The sequence below is a fragment of the Blautia sp. MSK.18.38 genome (assembly GCF_024460535.1).
GTDB classification, from domain to species: Bacteria; Bacillota; Clostridia; order Lachnospirales; family Lachnospiraceae; genus Blautia_A; species Blautia_A fusiformis.
Window position 1 is genome coordinate 74,994 of record NZ_JANFYP010000007.1, and the last position, 16,560, is coordinate 91,553.

The following is a 16,560-nucleotide window of genomic DNA, read 5'->3' on the forward strand; positions in this document are numbered from 1 at the left end:
TGTCAGGAGCTTTTTTTATACAGGGGAAAGAACCATGAAAAAGAAAATTTTTATTATCACAGGAATGATTCTGTGTATCCTGGCAGGAATAGTTATCGTGCCTTCCGTGATCAGAACCAGACAGGCAGTAAAAGAATTTGAAAAAGATTTTCATGCATCCGCCAATTCCGGGGCAGATTCTGCGGGGATAGATTCTGAAGATGAGCCAGCTGCGGAGAACGAAGAAGTTTCAGAGGAAGAAGAGAAGAAAGCGTTTGAGCTGGATACGTATTTGGATCACAGAGATATGACTCACCGGTTGTATATTTACGACATGGATTATATTGAAAAGGCCATTTCCTTTGAGAAAAAAAGCCTTCAGGATTTTGAGGAGGTGATCAGGCAGAATCCGAAAATCCCGGATAAATTCAAACCACTTATGGAAGAATATTGCAAATGTGTGTTTGAAAAATATCCGGATGTGGAACTTCGTCCTTTTTATCAGAATCTTCAGAGCCTGGAAGTTGTGGAATGTACAGAGGATGAACTGTTAAAAGTCAGCTGGGATGTTTATTCCTGCGGATGTTACGTGAAATCAGAGAATAAGATTTATGTGCTGAAAGATAAAGAATACGAAGAAGGAACCTGGGATTATCAGGTGATCTTCCATGAACTGAGCCATTGTCTGCGGGACAGCCATTATACAGATGAAGACGGAAACAAAGTATACATTCAATTTGCCGGACTGAATTATTATGATGTTCCCAATGCGGAGGCAATCAATTCCCTGTTTGCGGTCAGCCTTTTTGATTATGAGGAAAACGATATTGCCTATCAGATGCAGAGCAATGCCCATAAAATAATGATCGAATGTATGGACAATTATTCTCTGGATGATTATGTGAATCACAGTCTTGGATATTACGCAAAACAGCTGGATGAATATAATCAGGATGACAACTATGCAACGACGATCCTGACGCTGATGGATGAGCAATATCATGATTACTACGATGAAAAGACGGCAGAGAACCCGGAAAAATATTATCCGATCTATGATTATATTTCCAACATGTATCTGGGAAAACATCTGAAAGCAGGGATGAGCCAGGAAGAAGCCAGAGGGATTATGGATGAGATGCTGGAAAAACTCCTCTTTGACGTTCCGGAGGAATATCATATAGACAGAGACCATTTTTATGAGTATCTGGAGAAGTATTATACAGAGAAATTTTCGGCTGCATAACTGAAAGTTTTCTGCTAGGGTGATTCCGGCAGTTTACGAAAAAAAGGATTCATGGTATCATGAAAGAAACAGGGCAGATCATGCCAGAGGATAAGGAGAATTTTATGAACCAGGAATCACAGACACCGCATAAGAGGCGGGTACGATATAAAGGAAAATATCCGAAGAAATTCGAAGAGAAATATAAAGAGCTTCAGCCTGAGAAATATAAAGATACTATTGAACATGTGATTAGCAAGGGGAATACACCGGCGGGAATGCACATTTCCATTATGGTGAAGGAGATCATTGATTTTCTGGAGATCAAACCGGGGCAGATCGGATTTGATGCGACACTAGGTTATGGCGGACATACGAAGGCCATGCTGGAATGTCTGAAAGGCCAGGGCCATATGTATGCCACGGATGTGGACCCGGAAGAATCCGCCAAGACCCGGAAACGTCTGGCAGAGCAGGGGTTCGGGGAAGATATCCTGACAATTAAGCTCCAGAATTTCTGCACCATTGATGAGATCGCGAAAGAAGTCGGGGGCTTTGATTTTATCCTGGCGGATCTTGGGGTATCTTCCATGCAGATCGACAATCCAAAGAGAGGTTTTTCTTTTAAAGTGGACGGACCTCTGGATCTAAGACTGAACCAGGAGTCCGGGATCAGTGCGGCGGAGCGTCTGGATACCATTTCCAGAGAAGAACTTGCCGGAATGCTGGATGAGAATTCCGATGAGCCGTACTGTGAGGAAATCGCCAGAGCCATTACCGATGAGATCCGTAAGGGCAACCGCATAGATACCACCACGAAACTTCGGGAAGTGATCGAGAAGACTCTGGATTTTCTTCCGGAAAAAGAGAAAAAAGACACGGTCAAAAAAACATGCCAGAGGGTTTTCCAGGCGTTGCGTATCGATGTAAACCGGGAATTCGAGGTTCTCTATGATTTTATGGAAAAACTCCCCGGAGCTTTGAAACCAGGCGGACGTGTGGCAATCCTTACCTTCCATTCCGGAGAAGACAAACTGGTAAAGAAAGCACTGAAACAGGGATACAAAGAAGGAATTTATTCTGATTATTCCAAAGATGTGATCCGACCGTCTGCTCAGGAATGCGCTCAGAATGGACGTGCCAGATCAACGAAGATGCGCTGGGCGATAAAAGCATAAATGATGATCTCCATAAGCCATGGCAAAAAATAAGCCATGGCTTATTTTTTGAAAAAATTACAAATTTCTGTTCTGTATTTTGGAATAATTCCATACAAATTAAAAAATCACTGTGCTATCATGTTAAACAATTACAGTGACCTGGAAAAGTTAAAGATCAGATAAATATTTTTCGGGACACCACGAATTGGAAAGGAAAAAACATGGATATCACACTTGAAACAGCAGCAGATAAGCTGGTAAAAGAAATTTTTGGCGTGAAGCCTGAAGAAACTGTGATCATCACAGCAGATGATGATTCGGATGCATCGGTTGTAGAAGCAGTAAAAAACAGTGCAAAAAATGCAGGAGCACATGCAATGGTAATTTCAGTTCCCACACCAGGGGGAGTAGGAAAAGCAGCAGATCCGGATCTTCCGGTCGATGCGTTAAGTGCAGCACTTCTCTGTGCAGATGTATGGATCGAATTTAATCATCAGTGGCTTCTTTATTCCACACCATTTGAGCGTGCAGAAGCAGAGAACAAAAAAATGCGTTACATGTGTCTGGTAGATTTTAACCCTGACCTCATGATCCGTACCATCGGCAATGTGGAGACAGAGCAGCTCAAAAAATTTATGCTTGCGATCACTGAAAAAACAAAAAATGCAAAGAACATGCGTGTCACAACTCCGGCTGGATGTGATATATCATTTGAAATCGATCCTGGCCATTATACAGCATGTGACTGCGGAAACGCAACAGTACCAGGAATCCATATGCTTACAGGACAGATCAATGTTGTGCCGCGATTTGGAAGCATCAATGGCGTGATCGTTTTTGACGGATCTGTAACCCCACCTTTTGGAACCACACCGGATGCGCCGATCCGTCTTACAATTGAAAACAGTAAAATCGTAAAAATTGAAGGAGGCCGTGATGCAGCCATTTTTGAAGAGCATTTGAAAAGCTTTGAAGATGAGGGAATGTTCAAGCTTGCACATATTGCGTATGGGTTTAATCCAGGAGCGGTTCTTACCGGCAATATTGTGGAGGATGAGCGTGTATGGGGATCCACAGAGTGGGGAATTGGTTATGTCAGCCCATTTGACGCTCCGCCGCACGGACAGGATGCAAAATCCCACTGTGATGGCATTTGCCTGAATTCTTCTGTATGGCTTGATGGTGTACAGATCATGGATGAAGGGAGAATAACAGATCCATATCTGAAAGAGCTGGCTGCATTCAGAGAATAAATAATATGAACATATCTTTATTGCAGGTTTTAAATGCACCTTTGTTTGAGAATGTAAAAATTTTGTCAGGACGGGCCGGACTTGGCCGGATCGTAAAGCGGGCATCTGTTTTTGATGCGCCATTTAAAGAGGATGTGCTGGAGAAAGATATTCTGGCACCTGGAGATTTTTTTATCACATCTCTTTTGCAGTTTCAGCCGAAATCAGAAGAACTGATGCAGGTTCTGGCGCTTCTTGTAAAAGGAAACTGCAGTGGGCTCTGTGTGATGATGGAGGAGAGAGCAGAGCTTTTTTCGAAAGAAATGCTTGCTTTCTGTGAAGAGAAGCAGTTTCCTGTGATCTGTATGAGGGAAGATATTTCTTATGCAGAGGTCCTTGGAGTTATTAATCAATGTATCCTGGAAGAACAGACAAATGTGCTTAATCAGCTGAAACTGGATAAGATCCTAGCATCGAGGACTCTGCCCCAGGAGCGAATGAAGATCCTTTTTAGCATTAATCCGGGGATCAGGGAGTACGTACAGGCTGTTTATATCCGGGATGAACGGCGGAAGATCACACAAAGAAAAAAAACAGGAGAAGTCTGTTCATCTTTTGATATATTTATTCCGGCGGATAACTATGATATCTGTATTTTGAGTGCAGATTCCAGGAAGGAACTGGAACAGCATAAAAATGTAGTGTGTGAACAGCTTTTGAGAAGCTATCATAACCGCAGACTTGGAATTGGCAGACCTTATGCCAGATACAGAGTAGAACGAACACTTCTTGAAGCAGGAGACGCCCTGGACATGGCACAGGCATCGGACCGGAGGCAGCAGGTCTATGATCCATTGTCTCCGCAGCAGCTTCTTTTGCCTATCAGGGGAAGTCGGGAAATGCAGGAATTTTATGACGAATTTTGTCGAGAGATTGCGGCGAAAACAACGGAAGAAGGCATGGAGGACATGCTTCTTACAACAAGGGCGTATGTACAGTGCAATGGAGATTTTAAAAAAACTGCCAAAAAACTGAAACAGCACGAGAATACGATCCGTTATCGTATTAACCGTCTGAGAAATTATCTTGATGTGGAAGAACAGCCGTTGCTTTTTCATGAGATCATTTCTCTGGCTGTGCGGATCGAATCTATGCTGGAGATAAAAAAGAATAAAGAGGTATGAGAGTGGAACAGGAAAAGAAAACAGGAAATGTGGAATCTGTCACATTGGAACAGGTTCCGATGGAAGAGAGAAAAAGCTGGGCAGATGTTGCCATGATCCAGGCGGGAATTATGATCTGTGTGCCCAGTCTGATGCTGGGAGGAATCCTGGCAGAGTCTATGCCGATGTCTCAGGCCATCTGGTCAGGGGTAATCGGATATGCAGTGATCGTGGCGTTGATGATATTTTGTGGAATCATGGGAAGTGATCTTGGTGTACCGACATGTGTTGTTGCATCTGGCGTTTTTGGAAAACAGGGATCATCAAAGCTGATCTCTGCATTATTTATGATCTCCATGATCGGTTGGTTTGCAGTGCAGAACGGTGTCTGTGGCTCTGCATTTTCCAATCTGATCGAAGCAAGCACAGGAGTAAAAATCCCGATTCCGGTATCAACGGTTGTGTGGGGAATAATCATGCTGGTTACAGCTGTATATGGAATCAATGCTCTGGATAAACTGAATAAGATTGCCATTCCTGCACTTGTGATCGTAACTGTGATCGGGTGTGTGGTAGCAATCCAGCGTTTCGGAACCGGAAATTTAAGTATGACTATCGAAGATCCGGCCATGAGCTTTGCAGATGGAGTTGTACTTACTATCAGTTTTATGGCCACCGGCGCCTTGAATGCACCTGATTTTACCAGATATCAGAGAACAAGAAAAGATACAGTCCTTTCTTCTGCTATCGGTGTGATGCCGGCAGGAATGGCTATGCTTATTCTCGGAGCGGTAATGACGAGAATTGCCCAGCAGTATGACATTTCACTTGTATTTTCTAATATTGGCCTTCCGTTCCTTGGAATGGTCGTACTGATCCTGGCAACCTGGACAACGAATACTACCAATGCCTACAGTGCAGGCTTAAATGCAGTTATGGTATTCAATCTGAAAGAAAGCGGCCGTTCTATGGCAACGGTTATACTTGGAGCTGTGGGAACAGTTCTGGCAGCTGTTGGTGTAGCCGGAAATTTTGAGGGATTTCTTACACTTCTTGGAAATGCGTTTATGCCGATCATTGCTCTGTTTATTGTGGAATACTGGAGCCTTGGGAAAGGAAAAGCAGAGAACTTTACATTACGTGAAGGATGGTCAGTGGCTGGAATCGTGACCTGGGCTCTTGGTTTTGCAGCTACGTTTTTGACTGTGGGAATTTCTTTTATCAATGGAATGCTGGTTTCCGGAATCCTGTATCTGGTGTGGAGACTGGTAAAAAAAGGTGATAAATAAATGGCTAGAGAATATGTAGAAAAAAATACAGCGGAAATGGTCAGATGTCTAAAAGAACTGGTAGCTATTCCCGGGATTTTTGAGGATGCACCATCTAAAGGAGCACCTTTTGGAAAAAATATCCAAAAATCTCTGGAGTACGTCCTTAGAATGGGACAGCAAATGGGATTTCAGGTAAAAAATTATGATGGTTATGCCGGAGAGATCACTGCCGGAGAGGGAAACAGGATGATCGGAATCCTCTGCCATACAGATGTGGTCAGTGCAGGAGAGGGATGGAACACAGATCCGTTTGATCCTGTGGAAAAAGATGGAAAGCTTTATGGAAGAGGAACTTCAGATGATAAAGGCCCTCTGGTGTCTTCACTTTTTGCTATGAAATATCTTGCAGATAATCAGTTGATTCCAAAAGATACCTGTCTTCGCATGATTGTGGGAACCGATGAGGAAGAGAGCTGGCAATGTATTCGTTATTATCTGGATCATGCAGAAATACTTCCACAGGTATCTATCGTACCAGATGCTAATTTTCCACTTTTATACTGCGAAAAAGGACTTCTTGACTTTGATCTTTCTTCTGTGGAATCTGTGGATGAAAGAGCAGAGATACAAATTGTGGAATTAAAAGGTGGACGTAGCAGAAATATTGTTCCGGACGAGGCGTCCTGTCTTCTGAAATGTGAAGATCCGAAGGCGGCAGTAAAAAGCATTGCGCTTCCGGAACAGGTTACAGCAAAGATCACAGATGGATTTTTGAAATTGTCAGTCAGAGGGATCAGTACACATTGTATGAGTCCGGAAAAAGGGTTTAATGCAGTTTCCTGTCTTCTGGAAACGCTGGGACAATTTGGCGAAAAACTTTCTCATGCTTCTTATATGAAATGTTTTCATCAGGCCATAGGAATGGATTATGACGGAGAGCGTCTGGGCTGTGCCATGGAGGATTCCGCAGGGGCACTGACGTTTAATGTGGGAACTGTGAATATGGATGAAAATGGAAGGATTTTTCTGCAGTGTAATATTCGTTATCCTGCATCTGTGGAGTATAATGATATTCGGGAGCTGCTGGAGAGACAGCTGAAAAAATATGGCTTCTTTTATAATGAAGTAGATTATCTGGCTCCGGTATACCATAAAAAGGACTCAGCACTGATCCGGTGTCTGATGGAGGCCTATCAGGAAGTGACAGGGGATATGGATACAGAGCCAATGGCTATTGGCGGAGCTACCTATGCAAGGGCACTTCCTAATGCTGTGGCATTTGGGCCGCTGTTTCCGTATGAGGAAGAACTGGCTCATGAAGCAAATGAATTTTTAAGCATTGAGAGTCTGCAGAAAATGACCGAAATTTTTGTAAAAGGTCTTTACAAACTGATGACAGAATATAGATAAAAACATTAAAGAAACAAACTATAGAAATATCCTGGAATGCGTTGACATCCAGGATATTTTTTGCTATGTTATATAAGTTTACATATGATAAAGCTACGGCTTAAACTGAATAGGAGAAAGGATATGGATGTGGAGGAAAAGAAGGACATTTTTGATAAACTGATGCATCTTCCGGTGCTGAATATATTGGAACCTTTTTATAAGAAACATAAGGAAGTTCTGATGTATCTGTTCTTTGGAGGGCTCACATTTTTTCTGAACATTGCGTTGTATGCATGGCTGGATAAGGGCCTGGGCATGAATGCGCTGATCGCCAATGTGATCTGCTGGGTGGTCTGCGTACTGTTCCAATATTTTACAAACAGGACATGGGTATTCGACGGGCAGGTGGATTCCGCCGCCGGATTTTTAAAGCAGATGGCTTCGTTTTTCGGAGGCCGGCTCTTTACGCTGATTGTGGAGGAAGCAATCCTTGCGGTATTTATCACCTGGCTTGGATTTAACAGCATGGCAGTGAAACTTGTTGCTCAGGTGGTTGTGATCGTATTGAATTATGTGATCAGTAAATTGATTGTTTTTAAAAAATAAAAGATAGTTATATTTGTAGAAAAGGAGTTGGATGAAATTGACAAAGGACAAGACCAATGATATGACCGTGGGAAATCCGGTGAGCCTGATCATCCGCTTTATGATTCCCATGTGTCTCGGAAATATTTTTCAGCAGTTTTATAACATTGCGGATTCCATTGTTGCGGGTCAGTTCCTGGGAGTAGATGCGCTGGCTGCAATCGGAAGCACCGGTTCACTGATGTTTTTTGTTACCGGATGGCTTAACGGACTGAGCAGTGGCTTTGCCATTCTGGTATCCCAGTGGTTCGGGGCGAAGCAATATGATAAGATGCGTCATTACGTAGCTATGTCCATTTATCTGGCAGCAGCCTTTGCCATTGTGATGACCATTGGCTTTGAGGCTTTGAATGAACCGATTCTGCGGCTGATGAATTCACCGGAGGATCTGATGGGATCTGTGAAGGGATATATGGGAATTATTTATGCAGGCCTGATCGTAACAGCGGCATATAATTCACTGGCAGCGTTTCTCCGTGCACTTGGAGATTCAAAATCTCCGCTGTATTTTCTGATCATTTCGGCAGTGATCAATGTGTTCCTGGATATTCTGTTTATTGTAAAAATCGGGATGGGAGTGGAAGGCTGTGCCTATGCTACAGTTATCGCGCAGGCAATTTCCGCAGTCTGCTGCCTGATCTATATTATCAAAAAGTTCCCGATCCTGCATCTGAAGAAAGAAAACTTTGAAGTTTCTTTTACCAGCTTCCGTTATCTGCTGGCCCTTGGTATTCCCATGGGACTTCAGTTTTCCATCACAGCGATCGGAACCATTATTGTGCAGGGTGCGGTAAATATTTACGGTTCTGTATATATGGCAGGATTTTCCGCTGCGGGAAAAATACAGAATATCATTGCAACTGTATTTGTAGCTTTTGGTGCGACGATGGCAACCTATGTAGGACAGAACCGGGGCGCCGGAAAGATGGACCGTGTAAAAGCAGGAATGAAATATACCCAGATCATGATCTTGATCTGGAGTGTGATCACTATGATCATTATGTTCTTTTTCGGAAAGTACATGACCTGGCTATTTATTGACAAATCCCAGACGGATGTTATTAATGTTTCTGTTACTTATTTTCATACGGTATTCTGGGCATATCCGTTCCTTGGAAGTATCTTCCTCTACCGAAACGGACTTCAGGGACTGGGATATGGCTTGGTTCCCATGCTGGGCGGTGTGTTTGAACTGGCGGCAAGAAGTGCGATCGTTATGTTTGTTGCAGGAAAAACAAGTTTTGCAGGTGTATGTCTGGCAGATCCTGCCGCATGGATCGCAGCGCTGATCCCTCTGATCCCGTATTATATTTATGTGATGAAAAAGTGGAGCAGGGGAAAAAAGGAAACTGCTGCCTGAGTGGGTATAATACAGAAAATGAAAAGAATAAATTTAGGCTTGCAATTATGGAAGATACAGTTATAATGATATTATAACTGCGGAAAAAACCAGGAAACCGGGATTCCGGGTAAGATTACAGATCCAGAAGGGAGAATATAGATCATGGAAATCACAAAGGAAACAACAATGGGCGAGATGCTTGCATACGATGAGAAGATTGCATACATTCTTATGCAGGAAGGAATGCACTGTATCGGCTGTCCGTCTTCTATCGGTGAGTCTCTTGAGGAGGCATGTATGGTACACGGACTTGATGTAAACGCTGTACTGGCAGACATCCATCATTATGAGGAAACCAAGAAACAGAAATAATCAGCAGTACAATTTATATTAGAACGTACAGATTACGGACCGCAAGGGGATAACGACTGTGCATGTCTTTTGGGCATGCCGTCGTTATCCCTTTTTTTGTGAGCAGACGATAAAGAGAGTCTTAAATATCTGCTTGATATGGAGGAAAAAAGCATGTATGTGATGATCGATAATTTCGATTCATTTGTTTATAATCTCAAGGCATATTTTCAGGAACTTGGAAGAGAGATCCTGGTCAGACGCTGCGACGAGATCACCCTGGAGGAGCTGGAGGAGCTGAACCCGGAAGGAATCATCCTTTCTCCGGGACCGAAGCGTCCCTGGGATGCGAAGCTCTGCGTAGATACCGTAAAAAGATTTCAGGGAAGGATTCCTGTTCTTGGTGTCTGTCTGGGCCATCAGGTGATCGGCCACTGCGCGGGAGCAGTAGTGGAAAAGGGCGTGTGTCCCATGCACGGAAAAGTAACAGAGATCCACAACCATGGAACAGGAGTGTTTGCAGGCCTGCCTGAGAAATACAAGGTGACAAGATACCATTCCCTGATCGTGCGGGAAGACAGCATTCCGGAGGAGTATCAGGTGGATGCGCTTTCTGATGATGGTGCTGTTATGGGAATTTCCCATAAAGCATTGCCTATCTATGGTGTGCAATTCCATCCGGAAGCCGTTCTTACGGAATATGGACATGAGCTTCTTGAGAATTTTTGCAGGATCGCGGAGAATTTTCAGAAGGAGGAGTAAAAATATGTACAAAAATCAGCGAAGAATAAAAGAACTGACCCCATATATCCCGGCAGTGGACATTTTTCGGATCTACGAGGGAGAACCCGGAGCAGCGTTTCTGGATTCCTCCCTTGTCAATGAGCTGGGACATTATTCTGTGATCGGAAGATGTCCGTATCTGAAGCTGGTAAAGGACGGAGAGAACTTTACTATCAACGGAAGGCCGGAAACAGAAACAACCTTTGAAGACTATATGCGGGAATATTTAAATACCCATGAAGACAAAAATAACAGCGGACTTCCCATCGTATCCGGTGCAGTAGGATATTTTTCCTATGATTACGGAAGAAAACAGATGGGAGTACCATCCGGAGAAAAGGATCTTGTGACTGTTCCGGAGGCAGTTCTGACGTTTTATGACTGTTTTATCATAGAAGACTGTCAGGAAAAAAGAACCTATCTTGTGTCAAACGGAATCAGTGCAGACGCTGCAGCAGAAATCAGAGCGATGGAAAAAGCAATCCGGGAATTTACAGAGGCGGGGAAACAGGAAGGATCGGAAACAGGGGAAAAAAAGGAATCCGGAAACAAGATGGTCACGGAAAATTCTCACCGTGAGAAATTCAGGATCCAGGTTCATCCCAACTTTGAGAAAGAAGAATACAAACAGGCAGTAGATCGGATGATCCGCTATATTATAGAGGGCGATATCTATATTGCCAATATGACGCAGCAGCTGACCATTGAAAGCGAAAAACCACCTCTGGATGTTTTTTATGATCTTCGGAAAAATAATCCGTCTCCTTTCGGCGGATATCTGGATTTCGGAGATTATCAGATCGTCTGTGCATCTCCGGAACGTTTTCTGAAGATGAAAGACCGTCATGTAAATACCCGTCCTATAAAGGGAACAAGAAAACGTGGCGTAACATCTGAGGAAGATGAAATGCTCCGTCGGGAGCTTCAGGATTCCGGAAAAGATAAGAGTGAACTTCTTATGATCGTAGACCTGGAGCGAAATGATCTGAACCGGGTATGTACACCGGGAAGCGTGAAGGTAACCGAGCTTTTTACAGTGGAAGCATACGCTACGGTTTTTCATCTGGTATCGGATATTGAAGGAAAACTGGAAGAAGGAAAAAATGTTATGGATCTTCTGGAAGCTGCATTCCCCGGCGGTTCTATTACCGGTGCGCCGAAATACCGTGCCATGGAGATCATTGACGAGCTGGAACACGGAAAGAGAAATCTTTATACAGGCTCTATCGGCTACCTGACACTGGACGGAAGCTGCGATTTCAATATTGTGATCCGTACAGCCCTTCATAAAGACGGAAAATATCACCTTGGTGTCGGCGGCGGGATCACAGCAGAGTCAGATCTGGAATTTGAGTATGAGGAGACTCTGCAGAAGGCGAAAGCGATCCTGGATGCACTGCAGTAGAGAAACATACAGAACGGTAAAAGTGAAAGGCTCTGTGGACAGATCAGAGAATCTGACAGGGACACTTCATAAGGAGGTCAAAGGAAATGAACAACATAACCTTAGATGAATGTTTTCAGTTCGGTCTGGGAGCATTTGAGACCATAGGAATAGAAAAGGGAACCCCCATACTTCTGGAAAAGCATCTGAAAAGACTGGAACGAGCGGCAGATTTCCTGAAGCTGGGTGATCCGGCAGTGCGTGGGATCACAGCCGGGAGGATCGAAGAATATCTGGAAGAACAAAAAAAACGCCCGGAGGTGCAGAAAGAATTTGACGGACTGGAACACTGTGCGCTGAAGCTTATGCTTACAAAGGAAAATGTAGTGTATTCTCTTCGTGCCAATCATTATACGCCGGAGAATTATGAAAAAGGCTTTATCATGGATGTCAGCAAGGTAAAACGAAATGAAACATCACCTCTTGTATATCACAAAACCATGAATTACGGAGATTGTATCCTGGAAAAACGTAATGCTACAGCAGCAGGAATGGATGAACGGTTGTTTCTGAATACAAAGAAACAGATATCGGAAGGGACAGTAAGTAATGTATTCTTTGTGCGAAATGGCATGATCTATACACCAAAAGTCAGCTGCGGACTTCTCCCGGGAATCCTCCGTGAATATCTCTGTGACACGGAAGAGGTGGAAGAAACCTATATCTATGTTCAGGATCTTAAATGGTATCAGGAATGCTTTGTCACCAATTCCCTGATGGGAATCATGCCGGTGCGTCAGATCGGAGGAATCCGGTTTGAGGAAGACAAAGTGACAAGGGAGCTGATGAGAAGATATCGGAAGATGGTCAGAGATACTGCGAATAGGAAACAAATCAGATAAATGTTATTGCGAAACTATCACATTTAGGAAAGGTGATGGAATGTGAAGATCCGGCTTTCCGGGAAATGTACCTGAGGATGGAGGTAATATAAACAGGAATTTGGAATGGTACATAGATTTATAACGGAATTTGAATGAAAGTGACCAATACAGTCAGAGATAAGCGTGCATTAACCAGGGAAAGCTAAGGTTGATGCACGTTTTTTGTGCAAACTCAACCAAAAACGTTCATGAATTTTGTGAAGTAATTTGATTGACTTTGAATGAATTTGGAAGTATACTGAGTTCAACAAATGAAAAACAACAAAAAGCGGTCAAAAACCGCAGGATAAAAGATATGGGAGGAGAAAAATGATCTGCACAGTTACTTTTAATCCGTCTCTGGACTATATCGTTTCCGTGGAGGATTTTAAACTCGGACTTACCAACCGAACAAGCTCTGAGCTGATGCTTCCGGGCGGAAAGGGAATCAACGTTTCCACCGTGCTGATGAATCTTGGAATCGAGAATACAGCACTTGGTTTCATGGCAGGATTCGTCGGAGATGAGATTGTAAGAAAGCTTGAGGAGATGGGAGTGAGATCTGATTTTATCAGGATCCCGGAAGGCGTTTCAAGGATCAACCTGAAGCTGAAATCTATTGATGGAACTGAGATCAACGGAATGGGACCGGAGATCAGCGCTGAAAAGGTTCAGGAGCTGATGAAGAAGCTTGACACACTGAAAGAGGGAGATGTGCTTTTTCTGGCAGGAAGTATTCCTTCATCTATGCCGGATGATATGTATGAGAAGATCATGGCGAGACTGGACGGAAAAGGCGTGATGATCGTTGTGGATGCAACGAGAGATCTTCTTGTAAATGTCCTGAAGTATCATCCGTTCCTGGTGAAGCCCAATAACCATGAGCTTGGAGAAATCTTCGGCGTAGAGCTTAAGAACCGTCGGGATGTGATCCCTTACGGAAAGAAGCTCCAGGAAAAAGGAGCCAGAAACGTGCTGATCTCAATGGCCGGTGAGGGAGCTGTCCTGGTAGCGGAGAACGGTCAGGTGTTTGAGAAACCGGCGCCGAAAGGAACACTGGTAAACGGCGTAGGAGCCGGAGATTCCATGGTAGCAGGCTTTATGGCAGGCTGGATGGAAAAACAGGATCACGAATATGCATTCCATATGGGGATTTCCGCAGGAAGCGCAAGTGCATTTTCTGAAAATCTTGCCACAAGGGAAGAGGTTCAGGCAGTATATGAACAGGTAACAGAGGGGTAAAGATGATGCGGTAAATGAGCCGGTTACCCTTCTTTTCCTGATCGCCCACAGGTATTGCCCACACCTACATGGCAGCAGAGGGACTGGAAAAAGCATCGAAGGCGAAAGACTGTTTTATTAAAATAGAGACACGAGGCTCCGGTGGAGCAAAAATGTACTTACGGATCAGGAGATCCGGGAGGCAGACTGCATCATTGTAGCTGCAGATGCCAAGGTTCCCATGGATCGTTTCGATGGAAAGAAAGTCATCGAATGTCAGGTTTCGGATGGAATCAGCAAAGCGGACCAATAGCGCCTGTACTGATCTATCCGGTTGTTGGTGTCCTTCTTATGGGACTCTGTATGACCTTCGTTGTAGAGCCGATCATGGGCGGTATCAATACAGGATTAAATAATGCCTTGACAGGCATGGGAAATTCAAGTAAAGTAATTTTAGGGTTGGTTCTTGGTGGTATGATGGCCATTGATATGGGCGGCCCGTTCAACAAAGCAGCATATGTATTTGGTACAGCAGCTATTGCGGCAGGCAACTATGACATTATGGCAGCAGTTATGGTGGGAGGTATGACTCCTCCGTGTGCCATCGCACTCGCATCCCTGCTGTTTAAAGACAAATTTACAAAAGAAGAGCGTGAGGCAGGACCGACCAACTTTATTATGGGACTTGCATTTATCACAGAAGGTGCGATTCCTTTTGCGGCATCTGACCCGGTCCATGTACTTCCGTCCTGTATCGTCGGTTCCGCAGCAGCTGGAGCGATTTCCATGTTCTTCAACTGTACACTGATGGCACCACATGGCGGAATCTTCGTATTCCCGGTTGTAGGTAATGCAATGATGTATCTGGTCGCACTGGTTGTGGGAACTCTGATCTCAGCTGTACTTCTCGGGGTACTGAAGAAAAAAGTTGCTTAAATTTTTTAAAATTAAAATAAAAAACTGGAGGATAAAGAAATGAAAGAATTCAAGTATGTAGTAACAGATAACGAAGGAATCCATGCACGTCCGGCCGGAGAGCTTGTGAAGCTTGTAAAAGGTTTCGAGTCCAAGATCACTATCGAGAAGGACGGCAAGACTGTAGAGTGCAGAAAGCTTCTTGCACTTATGGGACTTGGCGTAAAGAAGGGACATGAGGTTACCTTTACATTCGATGGTGCAGATGAGGATGCAGCATACGAGGCAGTAAGCAAATTCATGCAGGAGAACCTGTAATCTCAGAATGAGTGAACAGAAGGCATCCCGGTCCGGTCGATCGGGATGTCTTTTTTGAAGGAGGAAAAGGAATGCTGACGGAGCAGAGATACGAGATCATACTCGGCCTTCTCAGAGAAAAAAACAGTGTTACGGTAACAGAACTGAAAGATATCCTGGATGCATCGGAATCTACGGTCCGCAGAGACATCACGGCGCTTTACAAGGCGGGGAAGCTGACCAGGGTTTTTGGCGGTGCGGTGGCACTGGAACATACTGTCAATGCCTATGAGCCTACCGTAGCCCAGAAAGTTGAACTGAATGTTGAAGAAAAAAAGAAGATCGCAGCCTATGCGGCAGCTCTGATCCGTCCGGAAGATTTTGTGTATCTGGATGCGGGAACGACTACCGGATATATGCTGGAGCATCTGGAAGGCTCCGGGGCGACTTTTGTCACCAATGGTGTTTCCCATGCCAGGGCTCTGGCTCAGATGGGAGTCCGTGTGCTGCTGATCGGCGGAGAACTGAAGGGATCTACGGAAGCTGTGATCGGAAGTCAGGCCATGCAGATGTTGAAGAATTATCATTTTACAAAGGGCTTTTTCGGGACCAACGGGATGACTCAGAGAGAAGGCTTTACCACGCCGGAATCCAATGAGGCACTGGTAAAGCGAACAGCCATGGAGCAGTGTCTGGAAAAGTACGTAGTGTCTGACAGCTCCAAATTCGGACAGATCAGTGCGGTGACGTTCTTTTCATTTGACGGAGCGGTGATCCTGACGGAAAGCTGTTCCAAAGAATATAAAGATTGCAGAAATATACAGATCATATCATAGAAAGATCACAAAAAAACCGGTTTGGAAGAAAAAATTCTTCGTAAACCGGTTTTTTGTTTGTTGAGGATCTGTTTCATGCTTCCCTGGAGATCATGGCTTCCAGATCTTCTACGGAAATGTCTTTTTTGTGCATCAGCTTGAGCAGACGTTTCAGTTCGGCAGCTTCCTTTGCCTTTTTTTCAGCTTTGCGGATCTCATCCAGCTGAGCTGCCAGTGCAGTTTTTTCATCCTCCAGCGCTGCTATCTTTTCGGTGCAGGCAGCAATCTTGGAATCTACTTTGGAAATTTTCTCATTGAGTACTTCTATCTTTGTACGTCTCTGTGCCATATGAAACCTCCTGATAAAAATATTACTTCTTATACACTATACAATAGCATAAACGACGATGAAATACAATTGTGAATTGATGCGCAATGTGTTATCATGAATGTATATAATAT

At 44.0% G+C, this 16,560-nt stretch carries 16 protein-coding genes and 1 pseudogene; 16 read left to right on the plus strand and 1 reads right to left on the minus strand.

Features of this window, described 5'->3' with window-relative positions:
* Window positions 1-34 precede the first annotated feature (34 nt).
* From NE638_RS06265 to NE638_RS06340, 16 genes and pseudogenes are all read left to right on the plus strand, one after another.
* Complete coding sequence (locus NE638_RS06265) at window positions 35-1,225, plus strand: hypothetical protein (RefSeq protein WP_021977539.1); 1,191 nt, start codon at window positions 35-37, stop codon at window positions 1,223-1,225.
* A gap of 104 nt (window positions 1,226-1,329) precedes the next feature.
* Complete coding sequence (gene rsmH, locus NE638_RS06270; protein WP_059085250.1) at window positions 1,330-2,382, plus strand: 16S rRNA (cytosine(1402)-N(4))-methyltransferase RsmH; 1,053 nt, start codon at window positions 1,330-1,332, stop codon at window positions 2,380-2,382.
* Window positions 2,383-2,585: 203 nt separating this feature from the next.
* Window positions 2,586-3,617, plus strand: a complete 1,032-nt coding sequence (locus NE638_RS06275; RefSeq protein WP_021977541.1) for a hypothetical protein — start codon at window positions 2,586-2,588, stop codon at window positions 3,615-3,617.
* A 5-nt stretch (window positions 3,618-3,622) separates the two neighbouring features.
* Window positions 3,623-4,780, plus strand: a complete 1,158-nt coding sequence (locus NE638_RS06280; protein WP_021977542.1) for a PucR family transcriptional regulator — start codon at window positions 3,623-3,625, stop codon at window positions 4,778-4,780.
* 2 nt (window positions 4,781-4,782) lie between these two features.
* Entirely contained in the window at window positions 4,783-6,048 is a 1,266-nt protein-coding gene (locus NE638_RS06285; protein WP_059085206.1) for a cytosine permease, read from the plus strand.
* Window positions 6,049-7,440: a dipeptidase PepV gene (gene pepV / locus NE638_RS06290; protein ID WP_021977544.1), complete on the plus strand. Its 1,392-nt coding sequence runs from the start codon at window positions 6,049-6,051 to the stop codon at window positions 7,438-7,440.
* Window positions 7,441-7,563: 123 nt separating this feature from the next.
* Window positions 7,564-8,028 (plus strand): GtrA family protein, encoded by a 465-nt coding sequence (locus NE638_RS06295; RefSeq protein ID WP_044961189.1) that lies wholly within the window; start codon window positions 7,564-7,566, stop codon window positions 8,026-8,028.
* 31 nt (window positions 8,029-8,059) lie between these two features.
* Window positions 8,060-9,427 (plus strand): MATE family efflux transporter, encoded by a 1,368-nt coding sequence (locus NE638_RS06300; RefSeq protein ID WP_129974629.1) that lies wholly within the window; start codon window positions 8,060-8,062, stop codon window positions 9,425-9,427.
* 144 nt (window positions 9,428-9,571) lie between these two features.
* A complete protein-coding gene (locus tag NE638_RS06305) occupies window positions 9,572-9,781 on the plus strand; it encodes a DUF1858 domain-containing protein (RefSeq protein WP_021650997.1) in 210 nt (69 codons plus the stop codon).
* A gap of 153 nt (window positions 9,782-9,934) precedes the next feature.
* Window positions 9,935-10,522 (plus strand): anthranilate synthase component II, encoded by a 588-nt coding sequence (locus NE638_RS06310; protein ID WP_044961185.1) that lies wholly within the window; start codon window positions 9,935-9,937, stop codon window positions 10,520-10,522.
* Window positions 10,523-10,526: 4 nt separating this feature from the next.
* Complete coding sequence (gene pabB, locus NE638_RS06315; RefSeq protein ID WP_021650995.1) at window positions 10,527-11,948, plus strand: aminodeoxychorismate synthase component I; 1,422 nt, start codon at window positions 10,527-10,529, stop codon at window positions 11,946-11,948.
* An 86-nt stretch (window positions 11,949-12,034) separates the two neighbouring features.
* A complete protein-coding gene (locus NE638_RS06320; RefSeq protein WP_021650993.1) occupies window positions 12,035-12,829 on the plus strand; it encodes an aminotransferase class IV in 795 nt (264 codons plus the stop codon).
* A 351-nt stretch (window positions 12,830-13,180) separates the two neighbouring features.
* The gene (gene pfkB, locus NE638_RS06325; protein WP_059085202.1) at window positions 13,181-14,092 is read left to right on the plus strand and encodes a 1-phosphofructokinase; all 912 of its coding nucleotides are present in this window, start codon (window positions 13,181-13,183) and stop codon (window positions 14,090-14,092) included.
* Between the two features lie 44 nt (window positions 14,093-14,136).
* A pseudogene (locus tag NE638_RS06330) lies at window positions 14,137-15,007 on the plus strand (PTS fructose transporter subunit IIBC); the annotation flags it as partial.
* 39 nt (window positions 15,008-15,046) lie between these two features.
* Window positions 15,047-15,304, plus strand: coding sequence for an HPr family phosphocarrier protein (locus NE638_RS06335; RefSeq protein WP_015525831.1), 258 nt, complete (start codon window positions 15,047-15,049; stop codon window positions 15,302-15,304).
* A 71-nt stretch (window positions 15,305-15,375) separates the two neighbouring features.
* Window positions 15,376-16,119: a DeoR/GlpR family DNA-binding transcription regulator gene (locus tag NE638_RS06340; protein WP_059085199.1), complete on the plus strand. Its 744-nt coding sequence runs from the start codon at window positions 15,376-15,378 to the stop codon at window positions 16,117-16,119.
* A gap of 73 nt (window positions 16,120-16,192) precedes the next feature.
* Here the strand turns inward: NE638_RS06340 and NE638_RS06345 are convergent, their stop codons facing one another.
* The gene (locus NE638_RS06345; RefSeq protein WP_015525832.1) at window positions 16,193-16,447 is read right to left on the minus strand and encodes a hypothetical protein; all 255 of its coding nucleotides are present in this window, start codon (window positions 16,445-16,447) and stop codon (window positions 16,193-16,195) included.
* Window positions 16,448-16,560 lie beyond the last annotated feature (113 nt).

Excerpts from the sequence above, each read along its gene's own strand:
- NE638_RS06335 (WP_015525831.1), top strand. The coding sequence starts at position 15,047 with ATGAAAGAATTCAAGTATGTAGTAACAGATAACGAAGGAATCCATGCA.
- NE638_RS06305 (WP_021650997.1), top strand. The coding sequence starts at position 9,572 with ATGGAAATCACAAAGGAAACAACAATGGGCGAGATGCTTGCATACGAT.
- NE638_RS06295 (WP_044961189.1), top strand. The coding sequence starts at position 7,564 with ATGGATGTGGAGGAAAAGAAGGACATTTTTGATAAACTGATGCATCTT.
- NE638_RS06320 (WP_021650993.1), top strand. The coding sequence starts at position 12,035 with ATGAACAACATAACCTTAGATGAATGTTTTCAGTTCGGTCTGGGAGCA.
- pepV (WP_021977544.1), top strand. The coding sequence starts at position 6,049 with ATGGCTAGAGAATATGTAGAAAAAAATACAGCGGAAATGGTCAGATGT.
- NE638_RS06275 (WP_021977541.1), top strand. The coding sequence starts at position 2,586 with ATGGATATCACACTTGAAACAGCAGCAGATAAGCTGGTAAAAGAAATT.
- NE638_RS06310 (WP_044961185.1), top strand. The coding sequence starts at position 9,935 with ATGTATGTGATGATCGATAATTTCGATTCATTTGTTTATAATCTCAAG.
- NE638_RS06300 (WP_129974629.1), top strand. The coding sequence starts at position 8,060 with ATGAAATTGACAAAGGACAAGACCAATGATATGACCGTGGGAAATCCG.
- rsmH (WP_059085250.1), top strand. The coding sequence starts at position 1,330 with ATGAACCAGGAATCACAGACACCGCATAAGAGGCGGGTACGATATAAA.
- NE638_RS06340 (WP_059085199.1), top strand. The coding sequence starts at position 15,376 with ATGCTGACGGAGCAGAGATACGAGATCATACTCGGCCTTCTCAGAGAA.
- NE638_RS06280 (WP_021977542.1), top strand. The coding sequence starts at position 3,623 with ATGAACATATCTTTATTGCAGGTTTTAAATGCACCTTTGTTTGAGAAT.
- pabB (WP_021650995.1), top strand. The coding sequence starts at position 10,527 with ATGTACAAAAATCAGCGAAGAATAAAAGAACTGACCCCATATATCCCG.
- NE638_RS06265 (WP_021977539.1), top strand. The coding sequence starts at position 35 with ATGAAAAAGAAAATTTTTATTATCACAGGAATGATTCTGTGTATCCTG.
- pfkB (WP_059085202.1), top strand. The coding sequence starts at position 13,181 with ATGATCTGCACAGTTACTTTTAATCCGTCTCTGGACTATATCGTTTCC.
- NE638_RS06345 (WP_015525832.1), bottom strand. The coding sequence starts at position 16,447 with ATGGCACAGAGACGTACAAAGATAGAAGTACTCAATGAGAAAATTTCC.